General features: G+C 41.4%; 23 protein-coding genes. 14 read left to right on the top strand and 9 right to left on the bottom strand.

The window, feature by feature from the left end; all coding sequences use genetic code 11:
• Nucleotides 1-274: 274 nt before the first annotated feature.
• From IQ230_RS20750 to IQ230_RS20735, 4 genes are all read left to right on the top strand, one after another.
• Nucleotides 275-622 carry a methionine--tRNA ligase gene (locus tag IQ230_RS20750; protein WP_193934144.1) on the top strand — a complete coding sequence of 116 codons (348 nt, stop codon included), beginning with the start codon at nt 275-277 and terminating at the stop codon, nt 620-622.
• A gap of 117 nt (nt 623-739) precedes the next feature.
• Entirely contained in the window at nt 740-1,318 is a 579-nt protein-coding gene (locus IQ230_RS20745) for a YdeI/OmpD-associated family protein (protein WP_193934143.1), read from the top strand.
• Nucleotides 1,319-1,507: 189 nt separating this feature from the next.
• Nucleotides 1,508-2,122 (top strand): trimeric intracellular cation channel family protein, encoded by a 615-nt coding sequence (locus IQ230_RS20740; RefSeq protein WP_193934142.1) that lies wholly within the window; start codon nt 1,508-1,510, stop codon nt 2,120-2,122.
• 31 nt (nt 2,123-2,153) lie between these two features.
• The gene (locus tag IQ230_RS20735) at nt 2,154-2,624 is read left to right on the top strand and encodes a GNAT family N-acetyltransferase (protein WP_193934141.1); all 471 of its coding nucleotides are present in this window, start codon (nt 2,154-2,156) and stop codon (nt 2,622-2,624) included.
• A gap of 113 nt (nt 2,625-2,737) precedes the next feature.
• On the opposite strand, the gene guaD is transcribed toward IQ230_RS20735, so the two are convergent.
• From guaD to IQ230_RS20715, 4 genes are all read right to left on the bottom strand, one after another.
• Nucleotides 2,738-4,057, bottom strand: coding sequence for a guanine deaminase (gene guaD, locus IQ230_RS20730; protein ID WP_193934140.1), 1,320 nt, complete (start codon nt 4,055-4,057; stop codon nt 2,738-2,740).
• 178 nt (nt 4,058-4,235) lie between these two features.
• Complete coding sequence (locus IQ230_RS20725) at nt 4,236-5,372, bottom strand: CO2 hydration protein (protein WP_193934139.1); 1,137 nt, start codon at nt 5,370-5,372, stop codon at nt 4,236-4,238.
• Nucleotides 5,373-5,454: 82 nt separating this feature from the next.
• Nucleotides 5,455-6,969: an NADH-quinone oxidoreductase subunit M gene (locus IQ230_RS20720; protein ID WP_193934138.1), complete on the bottom strand. Its 1,515-nt coding sequence runs from the start codon at nt 6,967-6,969 to the stop codon at nt 5,455-5,457.
• 163 nt (nt 6,970-7,132) lie between these two features.
• A complete protein-coding gene (locus tag IQ230_RS20715; protein ID WP_193934137.1) occupies nt 7,133-9,013 on the bottom strand; it encodes an NAD(P)H-quinone oxidoreductase subunit F in 1,881 nt (626 codons plus the stop codon).
• Between the two features lie 578 nt (nt 9,014-9,591).
• On the opposite strand from IQ230_RS20715, the gene IQ230_RS20710 reads away from it, so the two are divergent.
• The 7 genes from IQ230_RS20710 to IQ230_RS20680 all read left to right on the top strand — a co-directional run bounded on the left by IQ230_RS20710 (nt 9,592) and on the right by IQ230_RS20680 (nt 15,244).
• A complete protein-coding gene (locus IQ230_RS20710; protein ID WP_099701165.1) occupies nt 9,592-9,900 on the top strand; it encodes a carbon dioxide-concentrating mechanism protein CcmK in 309 nt (102 codons plus the stop codon).
• 62 nt (nt 9,901-9,962) lie between these two features.
• A complete protein-coding gene (locus IQ230_RS20705; RefSeq protein WP_099701166.1) occupies nt 9,963-10,307 on the top strand; it encodes a carbon dioxide-concentrating mechanism protein CcmK in 345 nt (114 codons plus the stop codon).
• A gap of 11 nt (nt 10,308-10,318) precedes the next feature.
• Complete coding sequence (locus tag IQ230_RS20700) at nt 10,319-10,621, top strand: EutN/CcmL family microcompartment protein (protein WP_099701167.1); 303 nt, start codon at nt 10,319-10,321, stop codon at nt 10,619-10,621.
• Nucleotides 10,622-10,725: 104 nt separating this feature from the next.
• On the top strand, nt 10,726-12,372 hold the full coding sequence (locus IQ230_RS20695; protein ID WP_193934136.1) for a ribulose bisphosphate carboxylase small subunit: 1,647 nt from the start codon (nt 10,726-10,728) through the stop codon (nt 12,370-12,372).
• A 62-nt stretch (nt 12,373-12,434) separates the two neighbouring features.
• Entirely contained in the window at nt 12,435-13,112 is a 678-nt protein-coding gene (locus tag IQ230_RS20690; RefSeq protein WP_228055196.1) for an LbetaH domain-containing protein, read from the top strand.
• A 35-nt stretch (nt 13,113-13,147) separates the two neighbouring features.
• On the top strand, nt 13,148-13,945 hold the full coding sequence (locus IQ230_RS20685; RefSeq protein ID WP_193934135.1) for a BMC domain-containing protein: 798 nt from the start codon (nt 13,148-13,150) through the stop codon (nt 13,943-13,945).
• Nucleotides 13,946-14,320: 375 nt separating this feature from the next.
• The gene (locus tag IQ230_RS20680) at nt 14,321-15,244 is read left to right on the top strand and encodes a LysR family transcriptional regulator (protein ID WP_193934134.1); all 924 of its coding nucleotides are present in this window, start codon (nt 14,321-14,323) and stop codon (nt 15,242-15,244) included.
• A 262-nt stretch (nt 15,245-15,506) separates the two neighbouring features.
• On the opposite strand, the gene rpsU is transcribed toward IQ230_RS20680, so the two are convergent.
• Nucleotides 15,507-15,695, bottom strand: a complete 189-nt coding sequence (rpsU, locus tag IQ230_RS20675) for a 30S ribosomal protein S21 (RefSeq protein ID WP_099701170.1) — start codon at nt 15,693-15,695, stop codon at nt 15,507-15,509.
• A gap of 410 nt (nt 15,696-16,105) precedes the next feature.
• Nucleotides 16,106-16,411: an RNA recognition motif domain-containing protein gene (locus tag IQ230_RS20670; RefSeq protein WP_193934133.1), complete on the bottom strand. Its 306-nt coding sequence runs from the start codon at nt 16,409-16,411 to the stop codon at nt 16,106-16,108.
• 328 nt (nt 16,412-16,739) lie between these two features.
• Between IQ230_RS20670 and IQ230_RS20665 the strand changes: the two genes are divergently transcribed.
• Complete coding sequence (locus IQ230_RS20665) at nt 16,740-17,762, top strand: cysteine hydrolase family protein (RefSeq protein ID WP_193934132.1); 1,023 nt, start codon at nt 16,740-16,742, stop codon at nt 17,760-17,762.
• A gap of 85 nt (nt 17,763-17,847) precedes the next feature.
• Complete coding sequence (locus IQ230_RS20660; RefSeq protein ID WP_193934131.1) at nt 17,848-18,765, top strand: DMT family transporter; 918 nt, start codon at nt 17,848-17,850, stop codon at nt 18,763-18,765.
• Nucleotides 18,766-18,783: 18 nt separating this feature from the next.
• Here the strand turns inward: IQ230_RS20660 and IQ230_RS20655 are convergent, their stop codons facing one another.
• The 3 genes from IQ230_RS20655 to trpS all read right to left on the bottom strand — a co-directional run bounded on the left by IQ230_RS20655 (nt 18,784) and on the right by trpS (nt 22,462).
• Nucleotides 18,784-19,713 (bottom strand): hypothetical protein, encoded by a 930-nt coding sequence (locus tag IQ230_RS20655; protein ID WP_193934130.1) that lies wholly within the window; start codon nt 19,711-19,713, stop codon nt 18,784-18,786.
• 758 nt (nt 19,714-20,471) lie between these two features.
• Nucleotides 20,472-21,413, bottom strand: coding sequence for a methylenetetrahydrofolate reductase (locus tag IQ230_RS20650; RefSeq protein ID WP_193934129.1), 942 nt, complete (start codon nt 21,411-21,413; stop codon nt 20,472-20,474).
• 41 nt (nt 21,414-21,454) lie between these two features.
• Nucleotides 21,455-22,462: a tryptophan--tRNA ligase gene (gene trpS / locus IQ230_RS20645; RefSeq protein WP_193934128.1), complete on the bottom strand. Its 1,008-nt coding sequence runs from the start codon at nt 22,460-22,462 to the stop codon at nt 21,455-21,457.
• Between the two features lie 76 nt (nt 22,463-22,538).
• Here trpS and IQ230_RS20640 point away from each other — a divergent pair, with 76 nt between their 5' ends.
• Nucleotides 22,539-22,838 carry a hypothetical protein gene (locus tag IQ230_RS20640; protein WP_193934127.1) on the top strand — a complete coding sequence of 100 codons (300 nt, stop codon included), beginning with the start codon at nt 22,539-22,541 and terminating at the stop codon, nt 22,836-22,838.
• Nucleotides 22,839-22,940 lie beyond the last annotated feature (102 nt).

Raw genomic sequence — 22,940 nt, 5'->3', positions numbered from 1 at the left:
CTGATTGAGGTGTCACCTTGTGTGTATGCCTTAACTATTTTTTCTCGCAAGTCGAGCGAGTACGGTTTCATTAGACTTCATTTGTGTACTCCTCTTACTGTACCTCATAAACTTGCAATAGGCTGTAATTGTTAGGGTGTGCCCTGAATCAACTAATAAGTTTTAATCTGCTCAATCTGAATTGAGTTGAAGCAACCAGTATGTCACCCGCCTGTTCAAACAAAGAGCGAAATTTATCAAATTGCGTTGTACTTTCCCAACCTCTGGGCGCGCCATGAACACTTTACAAAAATCTACAGTTATGATTACGTTCGACGAGTTCAATAAATTAGACATTAGGATAGGAACAGTTTTATCCGCGACCAAAGTCGCAGGAACAGATAAACTTTTGCACCTTGAGATCGATATAGGGAGCAAGACACTCAGCATTGTTACGGGAATGGCTGAGTATATTGAACCTAAATATTTTATTGGTAAACAAGTTCCCATCGTTGTCAATCTTGCACCTCGAAAACTCAGGGGTATTGAAAGTCAGGGAATGCTTCTAGCGATAGACGTTGACGGTCATCCCGTTCTTTTGCATCCTGAGCATAATGTCCTCCCTGGTAGCATTGTTCGATGAGGTTCAGACGGGTTCTTGGTAGTATTGTTCCACAAGCCAAATGGTACTAACCTAATCAAGCGCGCTACCTTCTAGCGGTAGAACAAAACTCATGCTTCCTGTAGATCAAATCTTGTTATGGCAATTGATGACTTAGAAACCTTTCAAGCTCAAGATCGCCAACAGTGGCGGGAATGGCTGGAGAAAAATCATTGCACTTCTAGTGGTATTTGGCTTATTTACTACAAAGTAAAAAGTGGTAAGCCAAGCATTCAATATAGCGAAGCAGTAAAAGAAGCTTTATGCTTTGGTTGGATTGATAGTAAAGTGAGATCTTTAAATGAAGAATCTTATATGCAGATCTTCACACCTCGAAAACCAAAAAGTGTATGGTCAAAATTAAATAAGCAGTATATCGAAGAATTGATAGAACAAAATTTGATGACTGAGGCTGGTCTTAAAAAGATTGAAGCTGCAAAACAAGATGGTTCGTGGACTACTTTAGATGCAAGTGAAGCTTTGATAATTCCGGCAGATTTGCAGCAAGCATTAGAAGCGCATAAAATTGCTAATAAATACTTCGCAGAATTTAGTAATACATCTAAAAAGAATATACTCTTTTGGATTTCCAATGCTAAACGTTTAGAGACAAGATTGAAGCGAATCGAGCAAACTATCAACTCAGCAGCACAAAACAAAAATCCTCTAGCACGATGACTGCAGCGATCGCTTCTAACTATATATTTGCTTGTCGCTTTAATATCCAAAAATTCCTAAAATTTTGATTTGTTCTGTCTCAAACTAGATCAGTTCAACGCAATTCAGTTACTATCCGATACATCTCAATCCAAAATCCAAAATAGGATAAGCTATTAAGCTGAGTCGATTTTTGTTTTGATCTAATTTGTGATTCTCTATCTGCTGGATCTTTTAGGTGTCGCTGTTTTTGCCGTTAGTGGTGCGCTAGCAGCAGGGCGTAAAAGCTTAGATTTATTGGGTGTCGCGGCGATCGCTATCGTCACAGCAATTGGCGGTGGTACGCTACGCGATGTTTTACTGGACAATCCAGTATTTTGGATTCAAGATTCTATTTATTTAGTAGTCATTCTATTCTCTGCCGCGTTGACGCTGATTTATACTCGGTTTCGTCAACCACCAGCTAAAGCCCTCTTAATTGCTGATGCACTGGGGCTGAGCTTTTTTGCTATTAGTGGCGCTCAAGGTGTGGAACAAGCAGATTTATCGCGCATTATTGTTGTCTTAATGGGGACGATTACAGGTGTTGTTGGAGGCGTTTTGCGCGACGTCTTATTAGCCGAAATTCCTCTAATTTTGCGGCGAGGAAATCTCTATGCAACAGCGGCGATCGCTGGCATTATTGTTTATCTAATTCTGCAACAGTTTGGCATGATGCGATCGCTTGCAGCTTTATTAGGAATGGGAACAATTACAGCCGTAAGACTTGCTTCAATCGTTTGGGGATTATCTCTTCCAGTTTATAGTCTACAAGAGCGTAAGTAATTGGATGCATTTAGAAGCTAGGCAAGTAATAATGTTCGTGTTTCACCGAGTTGATGAGAGTCATGCACGCGCCATCCTCAGTTGGCGATATGAACCGCCTTACGACTTTTACAATAACTCTGAGGAAGACACTAGACTGATACAATATCTTCTGCACCCACAAAACAACTTCTACAGTATTTTGGATACAACTAGTGAGTTGGTGGCTTACTGTTCGTTTGGGCAAGATGGACAGGTGATTGGTGGTGATTACCGTGATGAAGCATTGGATATTGGTTTTGGGATTCGCCCTGATTTGACGGGAAGAGGAAAAGGTGTTGAGTATGCCAAAGCTGTTTTAGAGTTTGCAGACACTTTATTTAAGCCGAAAGCGTTTCGAGTCACAATCGCCGCATTCAACAAGCGTGCAATACGCGTATGGCAGAAATTGGAATTTGAGCATCAGCAGTCGTTTGAGCGAGGCAGTGATGGAATGCAGTTTATTGTTTTAATGCGATCATAGATGCCCTCCGACTGTAAGTCGGGGCTACCCAAGCAAAGTGTACGAAGGTACACTAAAACAAGACTTTTGGTAGTAAGTCCACCTCCGTGGACTTTGTTCGTGTAGCAGCGAATTCATTCGCACGCTTCTCCCATAATATACGTGGCATGAATTGCGCGATCGCCACCTAGCACGATCAGTGCAAATGCTTGTTCTGCAAGTTCTGCTAACGAAGTTGGGGTTATTGCAGAATTCCGTAGTGCCATCAGCGGCGTTGCCCGCAGATCAAGAACAACAAAGTCAGCTTCTTTACCAACGTCAAAGTTACCAATTTTATCTTCTAAAGACAATGCTTTTGCGCCGCCCAGCGTTGCTAAAAAGAGTGCTTGAAATGGAGATAGTTTTTGATTCTGGAGTTGCGCTACTTTATACGCTTCAGTTGCAGTATCTAACAGCGAAAAGCTCGTTCCTGCACCGACATCAGTTCCTAAACCAAGTTTTACAGGATGTTCTACACACTTAGCCTTATTCAGCTTAAATAATCCGCTGCCTAAAAACAAATTGGAAGTTGGACAAAATGCGATCGCTGAGTTGGCTTTTGATAACCGCTGGAATTCTGCATCTGTAAGTTGAACTCCATGTGCAAATACCGAGCGATCGCCAACTAATCCGGTGCGATCGTAAACATCTAAATAACCCTGACTTTCAGGAAATAACTGTTTTACCCACTCTACTTCATTGACATTTTCTGATAAATGTGTATGCAAATAAACATCTGGAAATTCAGCTAGAAGCTTTCCTGCCAAATTTAATTGTTCAGGAGTTGATGTAATCGCAAATCGCGGCGTGACAGCGTAAAGTAAACGCTCTTTTTTATGCCACTTTTGAATCAGTTGCTTACTTTCTTGATAAGCTGTTTCAGCAGTATCCGAAAGGTTATTTGGTGCATTGCGATCCATCATCACTTTGCCAGCAATCATGCGTAAATTGCGACGGCTTGCTTCTTCAAAAAAAGCATCAACTGATTGTGGATGAACTGTTGCAAAAACAAGTGCTGTTGTTGTACCGTTTTTTATTAATTCATCAAGAAAAATCGCCGCAATCTTTTGCGCGTAAGCTTTATCTTTAAACTTTGCCTCAGTTGGAAATACATACTGATTCAACCATTCCAAAAGCTGCTCGCCATACGCAGCAATCATTTCTGTTTGAGGAAAATGAATATGCGTATCAATAAATCCTGGCATGATTAACATTCCAGGATAAGCAATTATTGGAACTTCTGCGTATTTATCTTGTAAGTTTTGATAATGTCCTAATTCTTTAATTTTGCCATTTTCGACAACGAGTAAACCATCTGCAATGTAGCGAATACTCTCTGCTTCAGCAACATAAAACGGATCGTCAACAAAGTCAAGGAAAGCACAACGAAAAGCTTTAATTGGTTGTGTTAGCATTAAGTAAAATATTATCTTGTCATGAATAAACTAGTCGTACATAATTGTCTCATAACGACTTTTCTCACATCTATATTTGATTTTTATTTGTAGTAATCGTCAACTAGCTTTTAACCCTGACTTCTGATCTCTGAATAGCTTACAAGAAAACACAATTTAATTATGTTGCCTGTAAACATTAAGCAACTTGCACATCTTGCAGGCGCGAAGTCATAAATCGATCCATCCAACTTACTAAAAATGCACGATTCACTGCTTGCTCTTCAGGCACAGTTGTATCGATTGGATGGGGCATTAAACCTAAAATTGCTGCGTTGGTGACGCAAAACATCGATTTTTGGAAACTAACACAAATCTGCACTCGTAAATCGTCTTCTCCCCGACGACTGCGCTTTTGATAGAGTTCGTGCAAGTAATCTGGAACAAAATGACGCATATCTTGCATTAACAATGTAGGCGGAATCCCCGCACCACCAACGGGTAGAGGATCGGCATAGAGTGCGCCATAAGCAAATCGCGCTTGATCGGGAGGAATTTGATGTGCCTGGGCGTTGTAGGAAACTGTGCCTTGAAATGGCGTACCGCGAAAGAACACTGCTTCGACATAAGGTATGGCGGTATCAGCAAGAAACGTTAAGCCAACAGATTTGGGAACAATATCGTAGACTTCACCGCGAATTTTGACAGCGTATGTAATTGGTAACGCCGCAGCATCAACTAAACCTGCTTTAATATGCTCTACAACTTGAGGAATAGTTTTAATTTCTCCTTTGTCGTAGCGATCGGACAAAGCGAGGAACATATCACTCATAACGCGCCAAAATTGACCCAACGCGCTGTAATAAGACAAGACGCGGACTTGTTCGGTCAGAAATTCAGGAAAGAGTTGATTTAATCCCAACATTAATGGGTTATTTTTGAATTTAGCTTGAATTGCTGCTGCTGCTCGTGCTTTAAATTCATCTGAATCTAAATAACTATCTAAGCCACCACCACCATGCCAAAGCATAGCTTTCATGCAGTATTCAGCATATTCAAAGTTAATGCGATCGTGCCACCAGTGTCGTAGGAGTTTTTGTAATGAGATTTCCCCATTAAAGTATTTGAAGAAGGGAAACAAAACAAGAAATTGATTTTCAGAAATATAGATTAGATTTTTAGAGTAAGCGTCCAGGACAATGCCATAGCTTTTGAGGATACCGACAACATCAAGAACATTCTCTGAAGAATCAGGAAGCAGTGTTTTTCCGGTTTCGATGCGAGTGATGTATGCAGCTAAGGGATGGTTGATGGGCTTATTGATGATGCTGACCATCTCTATTTCTCCTAATACCTTTTTACTTTCATGTTGATACAAATAAGTAGCAGAGGAAGAATAAGTTGCTAGTCACTAGTTGTTAGTTACTAGTCACTAGCCACTCTTGATTGCTTACTAACTGTGTTCGCTGGGCAATGACTGGAATTGCACTCATAGCTGTCGTTGTGGGTTCACTCCAACGGACTAACCAAGTCGGCTGCAATCCAAGAACCACAATCAAAACTGCTAAAACAACAGCAGGGGCGCGATCGCGAAAATGTACGCGGGGTAAATCGATAACTTGTGGTGAAAGGCGACCAAAAAACACGCGGTTAATGAGTAGTAAAAAGTAAACCGCAGTCAAGCCAGTTCCAACCATTGATAACAAAGTTTCCGTAGGAAATACGGAAAAACTACCCCGAAATACGAGAAATTCAGATATGAATCCTACCATGCCAGGAATACCTGCGCTTGCCATCACACCTAACACCATTAAACTTCCAATCAGAGGTAAACCGCGTTCAGGGTTGAGTAAACCACGCAAAGTTTCAATATCGCGACTGCCAGTTTTTTTGTAGACAACGCCCACTAAAAGAAACAGTAATGCAGAAATTAAGCCGTGGCTGACCATTTGCAAAACACTTGCCAAAATACTCAGTGGAGTTGCAGCGGCAGCGGCTAAGAGAATGTAGCCCATATGTCCAATTGAACTGTAGGCAACCATTTTCTTCATGTCAGTTTGAGCGATTGCACACGAAGCACCATACAATACACTCACAACTGCCCAAATCGCTAAAGCTGGTGCTAATACTTCCCATGCTTGCGGCAATAAACCTAAACCAAAGCGCAGTAAGCCATATGTCCCTAACTTCAAAAGTACGCCCGCTAGTAAGACAGAAATTGGTGTAGAGGCTTCTACGTGGGCATCTGGCAGCCAGGTATGCAAGGGCACTAACGGAATCTTAATTCCGAAAGCGAGTAAAATTCCCCCTAGGAGAATAACCTGCGTTGCTAACGGTAATGCATTGGTGTCTAAAGTAGCTAACGCAAAACTGGAAGCACCACTTAACCAAACCAAGCCCAAGAAACTAGCTAAAAGTAATATTCCAGAAGTTGCGGTATAGATTAAGAACTTCGTTGCAGCATAACCGCGCCGTTGTCCTCCCCAAATGGCAATCAACAAGTACAGCGGAATAAGTTCTATTTCATAAAAGAGGAAAAACAAAAGCAAATCTTGTGCCAAAAATGCTCCGCTAACTGCTGCACTTAAAATTAGGACGAGTGAGTAGTAAAAGCGCGAACGGTGGACATCTTCATCGCTGCTGTAAATTGCAATACAGGTAAGTAGACCATTTAATACCAGTAGTGGTAACGATAAACCATCAACTCCTAGGTGATAGTTTAAGCCAATCACAGTAATCCAAGGTATAAATTCGGAAAATTGTTGGTTGATGTTGGTAGGATTAAACTGAGATGCGAGGACAACTGTCAGTAAGAATGGAATACTAGCGCAGATTAAAGCGATGTTACGAGAACTATTAGGTGCGATCGCTTTAGGGAAAAATCCGACAATTGCTGCACCAATCAGCGGCACTAAAATCAAAGCACTTAGCATTGATAAACGAGATCCTTAAACATAAATAGTGGTTAGTTTTAAGTTCACAGTTTTGAGTTTTGAATTTTGAATTTTGTTAGCGTAGCAGTGCCTTAGCACGTTTTGAATTAAAAGAGTTTTCTTAACTCATAACTCATAACTCAACACTCATAACTCTCTTGCTCTAAGATCCCCTGATTGCTTCCCAAAATAGTTGCCAGTGATCGAGTAGACCAAAAGACCAGCTAATCAAAAAACCCAGCAGACTCACTCCAAAGACAATTGTGAGTAGATTAAGCTGTGATTGCCCAAAACTACTGTATTTCAAACCTTGTCCGCTAATAATTGTCGCGATACCAACCAAATTGACGAAACCATCAACTAAGTAGCGATCAACCCACGAACTCAGTCGCGACATGAAGTCAACAGCACTCACAACAGTTAAGCGATATAAACGATCAACATAAAAGTCGTAGCCTAATAAGTCTTGGATGAATCTCCACGGTAACTGAATCGATCTCGACCATGCTTTGTGAAGGTAAATTGTCGAGCCGACGATTAATCCTAAGACACTCGATAGAACAAGAACTAACACTGCATACCAATTCACGTTTTCCCAACTAGGAAGTAGTTGCCACTGTTGCAACAAAAGCGGTACTAATAGTGTTGACACCGTTAAACTCACCATTGGTACTGCCATTTGCCACCCAACTTCTGGTGCGCGACGCGTTTTTGGTTGTGGTTCTCCCCAAAACACTAATCGGAACACGCGGGTAAGGTTCAAGGTTGTTAACCCATTTGTTAAAAATAGAATTCCAATCACCCAAGGATTGCTGTTCCAAAAACCATCAGCCCACTGCAGCTTTGCCCAAAAACTCCCCAAAGGTAGTAGCGTAACCATTCCTGCGGCTCCCACAATGTAAGCCGTCGTTGTTGCGGGCATCCGCGACCACAAACCGCCCATTTCGGTTAAATCTTGAGTCTGTGTTGTTAAAATGACTGAGCCTGCACTCATAAACAATAATGCTTTAGCGATCGCATGGGTAAATAATAGTACCAGTGCTACTCCGCCTTGCTCCATACCTACTGCGATGAAAACTAACCCCATGTACGCGCTGGTGGAATGCGATAACGCTCTTTTGATATCGATTTGTGCTAGCGAAACTAGCGATGCACCAACCGCAGTAACGGTGCCTAGAATTACTAAAGTATCGAGCGCAACTGGTGACAATACCAAAATGGGTTGTAATTTAAACAATACGTAAGCGCCACCTGCTACAACCATTGAGTTCCGCAATACCGAAGCAGGGTTAGGCCCTTCCATTGCTTCGTCCAACCACAAATGCAGTGGAAACTGCGCGCATTTACCTGCAGGTCCTGCAATTAATGCTAAACCTAACAATGTCGCAGTTAATGGAGATAGTTCGGCAGTTTGTGCCCACTGGTTTAATTCAGAAAAGTTCAAGCTACCTGCCATTACTGAGAGCGTCACCACTCCCATCAATAAGAGAATATCTCCGACACGTTTAGTTAAGAACGCATCGCGCGCTGCGGTAACAACAAGAGGCTGTGCATACCAAAATCCTACTAACAAATAAGTTGAGAGCGTGAGCAATTCTAACAATACATAACTGAGAAATAAGGAATCACTCAATGCCAAACCACTCAATGCCGCTTCAAAAAAACCAATCAGCGCGAAAAATCGTGCTAAAGCCCAATCTTTTTCCATGTATCCCAAAGCATACACTTGAGCTAAAAGGCTCAAACCCGCGATTAAAACGGCTGCTCCCATAGTTACGGGAGATAGTTCTACTGCGATCGATAAATCTAAATCTGCAGCTTTAAGCCAGGTAAATAGCAAAATCTGTGGTTCTTGATTCCAGATGTCTTTCCAAACAAATAAACTATGTAGAAAAGCGACCCCTGTCATCAACAAATTTAAGTAAGCCGCAGGTCGAGGACCTGTTCGTCGCACTATTCCAGTTGCCCAAGGTAGTGTCAAAATAGCGCCAATTAATCCATAAAATGGCACCCACCAACTTGTTAAAAATAATGTCTGATTCATTCTGGCTTTCCAAACAAATTTGTAATTTAAATGTTAATTTAAAGTGAATTAACAGAATTAAACAACTAAAATAATTGCGGAAAATTAATTGCAATTAATTTGCTATATCATTGCTTTTAATCTACATAAACCTCTTCAGTAGTTTTTTCGCTAAGGTGAGACTATTCAGTTTTATTAAAACTTTTGTTATCTCGATCAAAGTATACTTTGGTAAAAGAACGTTTCAGACGAAGCCTTTTAGACAGCGAACATTTTTCTCCTGTCATACCGCTACAGACTGAAGGTTTAGTTTTATCATTTTGTCTGATCCCAAAGTAATAAAGAAATTATAAAACAGAAGTTACACCTCTAGAAACCGAGAAACTTCAATGAAGTAAAAGCAACTAATCATGAGGTGTTAAGTTTTTTTAAAGTATCCTATTTTAAATTATAATAGAAATTAATATTGTCAAGAGAGCCAAGCTTTCCTATGCTTAATTTGGAGATGCTTTTGTAGGTTACAAATGGCATCCCCGTCAAATTTTCTGTAACAGCCTGATTGGTACTAGTTATTGCTTTAATTACATAGGAGGTCTGCGATGCCAATTGCAGTGGGAATGATTGAGACGAAGGGCTTTCCAGCAGTGGTGGAAGCAGCCGACGCCATGGTGAAAGCTGCTCGTGTTACACTTGTCGGTTACGAAAAGATTGGTAGTGCTCGTGTCACAGTGATTGTGCGAGGAGATGTTTCTGAAGTACAAGCCTCTGTTGCGGCTGGAGTTGATGCTGCAAGACGAGTCAATGGAGGTGAAGTTCTCTCAACTCACATTATTGCGCGTCCTCACGAAAACTTGGAGTACGTACTGCCGATTCGTTATACCGAAGCGGTAGAACAGTTCCGAATGTAACTTACGGAATTGTGTTTGAGGTGTGTCAGTTTTTTGCTAAATACATTTAAGGAGTAAAACCGATGTCAATTGCCGTCGGAATGATAGAAACATTAGGTTTCCCAGCAGTAGTAGAAGCAGCCGATAGCATGGTGAAAGCTGCACGGGTAACACTTGTGGGCTACGAAAAAATCGGTAGTGGGCGCGTTACAGTAATTGTGCGGGGAGATGTTTCTGAAGTACAAGCTTCAGTTGCTGCTGGAGTTGATAATGTCAAGCGCGTTAATGGCGGTCAGGTGCTATCAACCCATATTATTGCCCGCCCTCACGAAAACTTAGAGTATGTTCTACCAATTCGTTACACCGAAGCAGTAGAACAATTCCGCGAAAGTACAAATGCGATTCGCCCTTACGGAAATAGAATGTGATGTAAGGCGTAATGCAAATTGCAAAAGTTCGTGGTAACGTAGTCAGCACTCAAAAAGAACCCAGTCTTCGAGGGGCAAAACTGCTTTTGTTACAACTTGTAGACGAAGAAGGAAATCCTTTACCGAAATACGAAGTTGCAGCGGACAACGTAGGTGCAGGAGTAGACGAATGGGTATTGGTGAGTTGCGGTAGTGCTGCTCGCATTGTTCAGGGAAACGAGCAACGACCGCTTGATGCTGTGGTAGTAGCGATTATTGATAGTGTCCGCGTTGAAGATCGTTTAATTTACAGCAAAAAGGATCAATACCGTTAAGTAAAGCGCTTTGGATGAACGACGAATACAGAATGACAGATACTTCGCTTGTAGGTTCTGCATTCTGAATTCTAAGTTCTGCAGTAATTAGGAGGAAATTACCGATGGTAGTCCGCAGCCCGGCTGCCCCCCCGACACCTTGGTCAAATTCAGTGGAGCCGAAGATTGAACCAAGTGCATACGTGCATTCACTGTCTAACTTGAGTGGAGATGTAACTATTGGAGCAAATGTAGTCATTGCTCCTGGAACTTCTATCATTGCTGATGAAGGCGCTCCTTTCCATATCGGTGAAGGAACTAATATACAAGATGGTGTTGTCGTTCATGGTCTAGAACAAGGTCGCGTTATCGGGGACGACGAAAAACAGTACTCTGTGTGGATTGGGAAAAATACCTCGATTACTCACATGTCACTGATTCACGGTCCTGCTTATATCGGAGATAACTGTTTTATTGGCTTTCGTTCGACAGTGTTTAACGCCCGAGTCGGTCATGGCTGCATTATTATGATGCACGCCTTGATTCAAGATGTAGAAATTCCTGCAGGTAAGTACGTCCCTTCAGGCGCAGTTATCACAAACCAACAGCAAGCCGATTACCTGCCTGATGTTGAATCAGAAGATATGGAGTTCACCAGTCTTGTGGTGGGAATGAATGATGCCTTAAAAGCAGGATATGAACGTGCTAGCGAAAGCACTAGACCAATTCGTAACGAGCTTGTCAGCGCCTCAAGCTCAACTAGTTCAAATGGTTCCAGCCGCAGTTTTTCTACTTCTTCTATGATGACAAGTCCTTACCTTAGCCAAGACACAGTAGCACAAGTCCGACAATTATTACAGCAAGGCTATAAAATCGGTACCGAACACGTTAATGAACGAAAATTCCGCACAGGTTCTTGGCAAAGCTGTAGTCCAATTAATAGCAATCGCGAAGCTGAAGTGCTCGCCGAACTCGAAGCATGCATGGCAAATCATGCAGGCGAGTACGTGCGGATATTTGGCATTGATCCAAAAGGCAAGCGCCGTGTAATGGAAAGCATTATCCAGCGTCCCGATGGTTCGCAAGTCGCAAAACCAGCGGCAACGGCAAAAGGAAGCAGTTACCAATCATCAGTTGGCTCGACAGCATCGAGTAGACATATAAATCAAGATACAGCTTCACAAGTCCGACATTTAATTCAGCAAGGCTATAAAATCGGTACCGAACACGTTGATGAACGGAGATTCCGCACAGGTTCTTGGCAAAGCTGTACTCCAATTACTGCCAGCAGTGAATCACAAGCGATCGCCGAACTCGAAACATGTATGGCAAATCATACAGGCGAGTATGTGCGGATGTTTGGCATTGATCCAAAAGGCAAGCGCCGCGTGATGGAAAGCATTATTCAACGTCCCAATAGTAAAGAAGTACAGCCAGTTAGCTCAAGTCATAGCAGCGGTCGCCAGCAGCAACCAGCACCAACTTATAACAAACAATCATCAGCAAGCAGTACGCGTTTACAACCAGAAGTTGTTGAACAAATTCGTCAACTGATTGCTCAAGGCAATCGAGTCAGTGCTGAACACGTCGATCAACGACGCTTCCGCACAGGTTCCTGGGCAAGTTGTGGACAGGTTGATAGTACCAATGCATCTACAGCGATCGCGGCAATTGAATCATTTTTATCTGAGTATGAAGGAGAATACGTCCGCTTAATTGGTATTGATGCAAATAAGCGACGGATCTTAGAAACGATTATTCAGCGTCCTTAAACTAACTGTCAGCTACAACAATGACAATTCCGCTAGACTTGTGGGTAGCTTGAACCAGCTTAGTGACATTTTATCCGGCGATCGAGGTTCCAATTCCAATGTATGTGCCGCCACTGCGTCCGCCTAATTATGATGATACCTACATCAGTGGCGAAGTAACCATTGATCCGAGTGCGGCGATCGCACCAGGAGTGCTCTTGCAAGCAAGTCCCAATTGCCAGATTATTATTGGTGCTGGGGTTTGTATTGGTATGGGTTCAATTCTTCACGCTTATGAAGGCATATTAGAAATAGAGACAGGAGCAAATTTAGGCTCTGGCGTTTTAATACTAGGCAAAGGAAAAATTGGGGCAAATGCATGTATTGGTTCCACAGCTACTATCCTTAGTTCTTCTATCGAACCACAACAAGTTGTCTTACCAGGTTCGCTGATTGGAGACAAAAGTCGTGTAGTTGTGGCACACACATCTGTGGCGGGCATTGATACAATCAATGAAACCGCCTCCCTTTCTCTTGAAGAAACAAATGGTGATAATTCTCCTTTGATGAATAATTCGCCGCCGTCAACGCCAGAACCTCCTGAACCTGAACCTAGTGAGACAACACCTTTGCAGCAACCTACAGGTCAAAAAGTCTATGGACAAGCACAATTAAATCGTATGCTGTCAACAATGTTTCCTTACCGCCAAGCCTTGAACCGCCCTCTACAAGATGGTCAGTCTCCTTCTGATCAGCCTTAATTCTATATTCTGGTCTGTTCACATGGAGGTCTAAGATGGAGACACCGAACCAAGGATACGCTCCCAGGGAGCAGTTCAGTAGAAAAGACGATCTGAGGGAAAGTGCCTTGGGTTTAGTTTCAACTTTAAGCTTTCCGGCAATTATCCAAACTGCTGATGCCATGCTGAAGTCCTCTGAAGTGACTTTAGTAGGATTTGAGAAGATTGGCAGTGGTCACTGTACTGCGATCGTACGTGGTAAAGTTGCTAGCATTCGCTTGGCGGTGGAAGCAGGCGCACAGACAGCAGCAGAATTTGGTCAGCTTGTTTCAACGTTGGTCATACCACGACCTTTACCCAATTTGGACGTTGTTTTTCCGATTGGTAATCGCTTGTCTGATCTAGCTCAGTTTGAGCGCGACATTCGCGTTAGTAGTCAAGCAATAGGCTTATTGGAAACACGTGGCTTTCCAGTCATGGTTGGGGCAGCTGATGCCATGCTCAAAGCTGCTGATGTGAAACTAATGTCTTACGAAAAGATTGGCGCGGGACTATGTACCGCAATCATTCGCGGGGCAGTTGCTGATGTTGTGGTAGCAGTAGAAGCAGGAATGCAGGAAGCTTTACGCATTGACGCCAACTCGTTAAACGCAGTGACAGTCATCCCTAGACCTTTGGATGATTTAGAGCAAAACTTACCTTTAGCAAGCTGCTTGCTTGAAGAGCAACCTAAGCCCTTGAAACTACCAGTAGCAATTAAAGATAAGACACCCGAAGCTGAGTTAATTAAACTACCAGATTTGGCAACTATTCCGGTAGAAATTAATCAAGTTGAAATTGATCAAGAGGAGTAAATTTTTTATAACGTCTATAGTACAGTCTCCTTTTCTATAATGTTTGCTTGTTGGTGGAGTCAAACCGAAGTAACAGCCTTGTATCGGATTTGATTGGTACCCTGGATGCCAAAATAAGAAAAGCGCTGCACACTGATAGTATGATGAGAGTAGCATCTTTGAGTGTGGTCAAAAACCACAAGCGCAGATGGGAAAGTAGTTATGGCTCGCATAGCAAACTATTTAAATGTGCAACGCTCTGACAGAAGGGATCTTACGCTCTTGTTGTTGTTTCGATAATAACCGCAAATTCTTATAAAGAAAAGCCATTATTTCTAATAGTAAGAATAGAATGCAATCTATAGATCCTCCTTGAACTTTGAAGGAGAGGGAACCTTGAAGCAAGCAACGCTTCATCAGTTAAAGGTATTTGAAGCCGCTGCACGACATGGTAGCTTTACACGGGCAGCTGAAGAATTATTTCTGACTCAACCTACTGTCTCGATGCAGGTTAAACAACTGACAAAAGCAGTAGGTTTACCACTGTTTGAGCAAGTCGGTAAACGTCTTTACTTGACAGAAGCCGGCAAAGAATTATTTACGACTTGTCGAGCCATATTTGAGGAATTAGCGCAGCTAGAAATGACGGTGGCTGATCTCAAGGGCTTAAAGCAAGGACAATTACGCCTAGCCGTTATTACAACTGCTAAGTACTTTGTACCTCGTCTATTAGGACCATTTTGCCAGCGCTATCCTGGCATTGATATTGCGTTACAAGTCACTAATCACTCCGGCATTCTCGAACGATTAACAGATAACTTGGATGATTTATATGTCATGAGCCAGGTTCCAGAACATTTAGATGTCGTGTTTCAACCGTTTTTGGACAATCCTCTTGTCGTTTTAGCACCGGTAAATCATCCTTTAGCTCATGAAAAAAATATTTCGCTCTCACGGCTTGCTGAAGAGCCTTTTATTATGCGCGAACCAGGTTCAGGAACGCGTAAAGCAGTTCAACAACTCTTTGCTACACATGAAACTACAGTGAAAGTCAAGTTAGAACTGGGCAGTAACGAAGCAATTAAACAAGCGATCGCCGGTGGTTTGGGACTTTCTGTCTTATCTCGTCATACCTTGACCCCAGACGGAGCAAACAGTGAATTGAAGGTATTGGATGTAGAACATTTTCCCATTCATCGTAACTGGTACGTTGTCTATCCCAACGGTAAGCAACTCTCGGTTGTAGCGCGTACTTACTTAGAATATTTGCTCGATGCTGCTAAACAATTTTCTACGTCATCATCGAGTTCATCAGATTAGTCTTAGAAATCTCAATCTGTAGTGGCATAGCTTGAGTTATTTTCGCCAAAGTGCCTACTACCCAATTTACATATCTACACCCCAGTTGTTATTTTGGTCAGAGAATAAATTAAGGTGCTGATCTCTTATTAAAGTTGTAGGTTTTGTTTAACAGATTGCTAAGAATTTACTTGATTAAACAGCTAGATTAAATATGATTAAATACTGAGTTTAATCTATCTATAAATAAGCAGACATGTGTGCCTAGTCTGCTTATTATCAATTAACTTCTACCGCGAAAACGGCGCTTACGTCTTCTAGCCACTTCTTTGCGCTTCCGCTTTTCAATGGGAGTTTCAAAGTGACGTTTACTCTTGATATCTGGTAAAATCCCTGCTTTAGAGACTTGACGTTTAAATCTCCTTAGTGCTGACTCAAAATTTTCATTTTCACCGACTACAACTTGGGTCATTCTATTTCCTCTTAACTACAATGCATAGCATTTATTACAATCTCAATTCAAAAAAATCAGTTATGACGTCAGTGGTATTTAAGTCTTATAAATAGGTTCTCAGTGACGAATAACAAAATATGAAAGAACTTTAGCTATAGTTAATTAACTGAATTCAATTGGGTATAATTTCTGAAAAGGATAGTGTCTAATAATAACAAATAGAAAGGTAGCAAAAGGGCTAGAGAGCCTTGCTCTGTTATCTTTACTTTTCAGGGGACATTCAATTTTTGAACTTTCAACGATATCTTGTATCAGTGGCATTCGCAAGAGTTGCGAATACGCTCCTTGGCATTAATACTGATATCAGCGTATTTAACTCAGTTACTTAAGTTAACTTCTGCAAGAGTATCAAGAATATTTAGTTATGCTTAGTAGCGTTTTGAGTAATTCTGGTTTCTGTCACCCCAGTTTCCACCACCTGAACGTCTGTCTTCACGTGGTTTAGCTTTGTTGACTTTCATTGTTCTTCCCATCCATTCTGCACCGTCGAGAGCCTCGATTGCGCTAGTTTCGGCAGCTTCACTTTCCATTTCTACAAATCCGAAGCCTCGAGGAAGACCAGTTTCACGATCTGTTGGTAATTGTACGCGCTTCACAGTACCATATTCAGCAAAGATACTGCTGAGATCGTCTTGTGTAACTTCAAAGGACAAGTTACCCACGTAAATTGACATTGAATCTCTCCTGCATCGACTTTTGTAGAGAGTTCGATCCGGAGAGGCGCTTGTGAATTAAGAACAAACAACTACTGCCGAATTTACTTCTCGCTTACCAGCTTAACATACAACTTATATCGTAGAGATCAGGGTTCAGGGGACGCGCTTTTCTCAGACCTACGGTTCAGAGGTCAGAGATGAGAATGAAAATTGGTTCTGAGCTTCTAGAGTGTCCTAATTTTTGCAGGTGGATGAGCTTAGTTCAACAATGCTGGTAATTGAGTCAAGATTAACAGCACACAAGAACTGATGGAGTTGATCATAATGAGAATAAAAACTCATATCTATGAATATTCATCAATTACCAACGCCTACTTTTTTTGCTCCCAGTAAAGTTAATGAAATATGGCGTGTTCCTTACGAACAACGTGCGCAAGAAGCAGCATCATGGGCACAGGAGTACAACATTACACCAGCCAGCAAAGATAAAATTCGCATTGGGTTGCTTTTGATTGATGTCCAGAATACCTTTTGCATTCCTGGATTTGAATTATTTGTTGGTGGTAGATCCGGTACAGGCGCGGTAGAAGATAATGCACGTTTGTGTGAATTTATCTATCGCCATTTAGGTGTGATTAGTGCGATCGCCGCCACAATGGATACTCATACTGCAATGCAAATTTTCCACCCTGTATTTTGGGTTAACTCCTCTGGCACTCATCCCGCACCTGCAACATTAATTACACCTGATGAAGTAGAGCAAGGTATCTGGAAAGTCAATCCTGCTGTCGCGGCGAGTATTAGTAGCGGAGATTATCAAGCACTACAAAACCACGCTTTACACTATGTTAAACAACTAACACATCACGGTAAATATCCTTTAACCGTATGGCCTTACCATGCCATGCTAGGTGGTATTAGTCATGCTTTGGTTTCTGCGGTAGAAGAAGCCGTGTTTTTCCATACAATTGCCCGTAATACTCAAGCAAGATTTGAAATTAAAGGTAACAATCCGTTAACCGAAAATTATTCAGTACTGCATCCTGAAGTATTAACAAGTGTTGATGGTCGAGCGATCGCGCGAAAAAACAAAGAGTTAGTTCAGTATTTATTAGAATTTGACAAACTTATTATTGCAGGTCAAGCGAAAAGTCACTGCGTCGCTTGGACAATTGATGATTTATTAACAGAAATTAAATCAGTTAATTCCAGCCTGGCACAAAAAATTTATTTACTAGAAGATTGCACTTCTCCCGTTGTTATTCCTGATGTAGTAGATTACACCGAACAGGCTGAAGCAGCTTTTGAACGCTTTGCTACGGCAGGAATGCATCTTGTGACGAGTCAAGTAAGTGATTGGTTAGTTTAACAGAATCTAATTGCTATCTATTGATAGCATTATTTGATCGTGCAACTTGTAACCAGTAGCTTTAAGAAAAATGTAAGATAACACAATGCAAATTTGGCAAGCGCCGAAACCTTGGCAGATCGGGCTAGTTTTAATCATCGGAGTATTTGGAATTTCAACGGCGGCAATTTTTGTTCGGTTAGCATTCGCAGCAGTACCAGGTGTTCCCAGTGTTGGATTTAGTCTTGTTTTATCCGCAGCGCGTTTGACAATTTCTGCGATACTACTACTACCAGCTTGGCATCATCTGCGCTCATCTCCACCTAGACGTATATCTGTATCCTATGCATTAGTGGCAGGTATTTGCTTAGCGCTACACTTTGCAACGTGGATCACTTCGCTTACTTTTACCTCAATTGCTGCTGCATCGACTTTAGTGAGTAGTACACCAATTTGGGTGGCGCTACTTTCGTGGTTATGGCTGCGTGAAAAGCTATCATATATGACTCTTGTAGGAGTCGGTGTTGCACTTGCAGGCGGTATTGTTATTGCATTAGGAGGTTCTGGGGTAGATTCTTTTGCGAGTAACTCCCTACTAGGAAATTTTCTGGCACTTTTTGGTGCTTGGATGTATAGTTTGTATCTACTCCTGGGACGTAAAGCCCAACAAGAAGGATTAGGATTGGGCAGCTACATTACAATTGCTTACACTACAGGAGCTTTAGTATTACTTCCGTTGCCAGGAGTGTTGGGTGTATCTTATACAGGCTATCCATCTATCGTCTATGGTTACATACTACTAATCGCGCTTTTCTCGCAAATGATCGGGCATACTAGCCTGAACTGGGGAATGCGCTGGCTTTCACCAACGTTTGTCACGCTTGCTGCTTTATTTGAACCTGTTGGCGCTAGTTTTCTGGCTTATTTCCTGCTGGATGAATTACCAGGGCGTTTAACAATTGTAGGTGCAGCTATTTTATTAGTGGGAGTCGCTTGTGCGATCGTGGGAGCGAGGCAAAAATAATTAGCCAGTAGTTGTCTACTACGTTTTAAGCCACTTGCTAACCTCCTCTGCTTTCCACCACTTTTTGAACCATGTGCCAAGCCCATCTTGTGATTTATTTACTTTTACTTCAATTCCAACCCATGTTTCAGTCTGAGGATCTTTGCGGAAGCTGTAGAAAGTTTCAAAAAGTTCTTTCACACTCATTTGAGTAGGTGTTGTTTGAGTAGGTGTTCCTATCATATATTTTAAAAGAATAGTTTTATAACTTCGCTCTACTCTCTCAATAATTAAAGCCCAATTTATAAGATATTTTTCTAGGTCATTTTTATTAACAGTATTCGCGTCTAACATTGATTTAAACTGTTCAAGATAATCTAAAAATCTATTAAAGTCATCTCTTATTGCAAGAGAACGCAATTCCTTATCCATATGTCTAGGATAGTGTATTCCTTTAACTTCTTGTTTCACTCGATCCAAATAACTATCCTTATTATAGAATTTTTCAATTTCATCAACAATATCCTTTATAGTTGCTGCATCTAAGTCTTTCAAAGCATTTGACCATTCTTCATCTTCAATGTAATTAAATCTATTCGGAGGCATAGGATCGTCAGGAAATAAGTTTACAAAATGAGAATCACTATCTAACATTTTCCTAACATTGTTAACTTCTCTGGAATTTTCAAACTCTTTAAACTTGTTGTCCAAATATTCCCTTCTCTTCCATCCCTGAGTTATTCGATAAGTGTATAAACTAAGAAGAACTCCACCTATAACTACAAGAGTTTCTATAATAAATTTACATTGCTCGAATTTAAACTTGTCTTCCTCCAAATTATCACTTCTTTTGACTGTAGCAGTCGTTTGTGGAAACTGAGCAGTAATAGTTTGTGATAAATTTACTGTGCTGATTGGTAATAATAATGCTGTTATTAATGGTATTAGTTTAAATAGCATGACAGTCATACCTCCCTTATTTACAGGGTTAGCTTCCAAATTGAAGCTATGTGTTCCAGATTATGTTCAAGTTTTTTTATAAATGTTAAGGTTCTGAAAACTTGAATATGTACAGGAGTTACGCAGTTGAAGCCTAGAACTATGATTCCAACACGTAGGATGTGTCCAACTGTCCGCTGATGACGCGCGGTTTCTATCCCGCTGTCCGTCTTTCTTATAGTCTACTTCAACTCATCCAAGTGCGTAACTCCTGATGTAGTACAAGTCAAGAACAATATTGTTGTTCAAAATTGCTTCTCAAGATAAGCTGTATGATAAGTAATTTGCCTTCATCGGCAAAATAAAATTATTGAGTAAGTAACTCAAGACGTAAAAAAATGTTTTGAAAGCAGGAGGCTAATGTAAGAAAGCTCCAAGGCTTAAGCTAAAATTTGCAGATATCAAAATGTCAATTTCTATTGGTGTTTACTCTAGTTAAATAGAAACTTGCTTAAAATTGCGTCTGTCTTGATGTAACGTCTAACAAACTAAGCTTAGTGAATAAAAGTTCGTAGCTAAGCAAACAAAGTCCACTTATGTGGACTTACAACAGTTTTACCAAGAGTGTGTTTATCACCGCTGCACGGAGTTCTGAATTATGAGTGTTGAATTTTGTTCGCGCAGCGTGCCGGAGGTATTATTGAAGAAATTTTGACTTAAAACTCTTGACACTTTGTTTGGACAGTTCCAACATTATTCGCAGCTAGCTGCCCCACGACTAAGGTTGACTAAGCTGTAATTGACATGACAGGCTCTTTTTTGAGAGGTGCAACACCAGCTAAGTCTAAAATTTGTGGAATCAAATCTTCGCGCTTAACTGCCATCATATGGACACCTTGACATAATTCGCGAGCGATTTGGACTTGCTCTGCTGCAATTTTGACTCCTTCTTGGAGAGGATCTTGCGCTTGTTCTAAACGGTCGATAATATGTTGTGGAATATTGACCCCAGGAACACAGCGATTAATAAATTGGGCATTTTTAGCAGATTTTAATAAAAAGATACCCGCCATGATTGGCTTACCACAGCCATTGGCGATTTTATCCATAAATTTTTCTAGACGATCAAAATCTGTAATTAGTTGACTTTGGAAAAACTGCGCCCCAGCTTCAAGTTTACGGTCAAATCGACTTTGTAACCCTGACCAGCTTGCGAGTTGTGGATCGACTGCTGCACCAGGAAATAAATCTGTTGCACCATCAGTGAGAGGTTGATCGCAACAATCTACCCCAGAGTTCATTTTATGAATTAATTTGAGTAGTCGGATAGATTCGAGATCAAAGACACTTTTGGCATCCACATGATCGCCTGCTTTGACAGGGTCGCCCGTGAGCGCTAAAATATTGCGGATGCCGAGAGCATAAGCACCCATAAGATCTGCTTGGAGTCCAATACGGTTGCGATCGCGACAAGCAATTTGACAAATTGGCTCAATTCCGTATTGTAACAATATAACCGAAGCCGCTAGCGAAGACATCCGCAGCACTGCCCTACTACCATCAGTAATGTTCACTGCGTGGACGCGATCTTTGAGTTGTTGTGCCATTTGCACCATATGCGCTGGATTGCTACCTTTGGGTGGTGCAACTTCAGCCGTGATTAAAAAGTCACCATGAATAATGGCAGTGCGTAATGAGTTTAAAGAAGTTCCGTTTAAATTATTTAGCATTATTTAAATGATGCAAGTTAGCGCTTACACTGTTTTAACAATTAAACTGGCATAGAATAGCCCAAAGATGTTTTTACATTGTTCAGGGTTTGGTTCGCGATCGCTTCTGCTTTTTCTCGTCCTGAACGTAAGACTGACTCTAAATAGCCTTTGTCGTTCATGATTGCATGATATTTATCTTGAATAGGTTTGAGGTGGGCGATCGCTGTTTCTGCGAGTAGCGGCTTAAATTGTCCCCAGCCCATATCTTGACACTCAGTTGCAACTTCTTGCTTTGACTTACCTGAAAGCAGCATATAAAGTGTTAACAAATTATGACATTCGGGACGTTCTGGGTCATCAAACGTTAAACCCTTGATCGGATCAGTTTTACAGCGCTTAATCTTTTGTTGAATTTGTTCTGGAGTATCGAGTAAATTAATCCGACTAGCATCTGACGGATCGGATTTAGACATTTTGCGCGTACCATCTGTCAAACTCATCACCCGCGCACCTTCTTTGCGAATGAGTGGATCTGGTAACTTAAGTACTGGATTTTCTCTGGCAAATTGATAGTTGAACCGTGCTGCAATATCGCGAGTAAGTTCTAAGTGTTGTTTTTGATCTTCTCCTACAGGGACTTTATCCGCTTGATACAGCAAAATATCTGATGCCATTAATACTGGATAATCGAGTAAGCCCGTATTGACGTTTTCTCCCTGCTTGATTGCTTTTTCCTTAAACTGGATCATGTCTTGCAGCCAGTTCAAAGGCGTAATGCAATTGAGTAGCCATGTCAACTCACTGTGGGCGCAAATGTGGGATTGGACAAAGATATTTGAGTATTCTAAGTCAATCCCACAGGCAAGATACAACGCAGCGATCGTATACGTGTCTGCTGCTAAGGTTGCTGGGTTATGCGGAACGGTGATGGCGTGTAAATCTACTACACAAAAGAAATTCTCGTATTCGCTTTGCCCTTCTACCCAATTGCGAATTGCACCTAGATAATTCCCTAAGTGTAAATTACCAGTTGGTTGAACTCCAGATAAAACCCGCTGCTTAGCCATTGATTTTAATTGATTGTTTACGCAATAACTGCCCAAAAATTATAGTAGGTATCTTTTTAGTTACTAGTTTCCAATTATGACTCAATCTTCCCCAAATCCGATGACTCTGCTGCGCCAATGTCTCAAGTTAGCGCAGGAAGTTTCCAGCCATACTCAAGCAAATGAAGAGTTTGCCCAGCTGCGTGATGGTATCGCAGCGACAAACCCACAAGCTGCAGAGTTAATGGATATACTCTGGCAAGAAGTTATTGCTGCACGACGTTCAGCAGAGTTTTGGCACGAGATGAGCAACGTAGAAAAAGACTTAAGTAACCGGATGATGGAGAACATGACACAATTACGCCAAAATTACTTACGTCTTATGCAAGAGATGTAGGGAAGAAGGTAGGCGGGTAGTAGGGTAGGCGGGAGACGAAGAGGGTCGTGAAGTGTTGAATATAAGAAATTTCTTTTAATTCAAAACGTGCTAATGCACCGC

The sequence above is a fragment of the Gloeocapsopsis crepidinum LEGE 06123 genome (assembly GCF_015207655.1).
Taxonomy (GTDB): domain Bacteria; phylum Cyanobacteriota; class Cyanobacteriia; order Cyanobacteriales; family Chroococcidiopsidaceae; genus Gloeocapsopsis; species Gloeocapsopsis crepidinum.
This window is presented reverse-complemented; position numbering and strand designations above follow the sequence as displayed.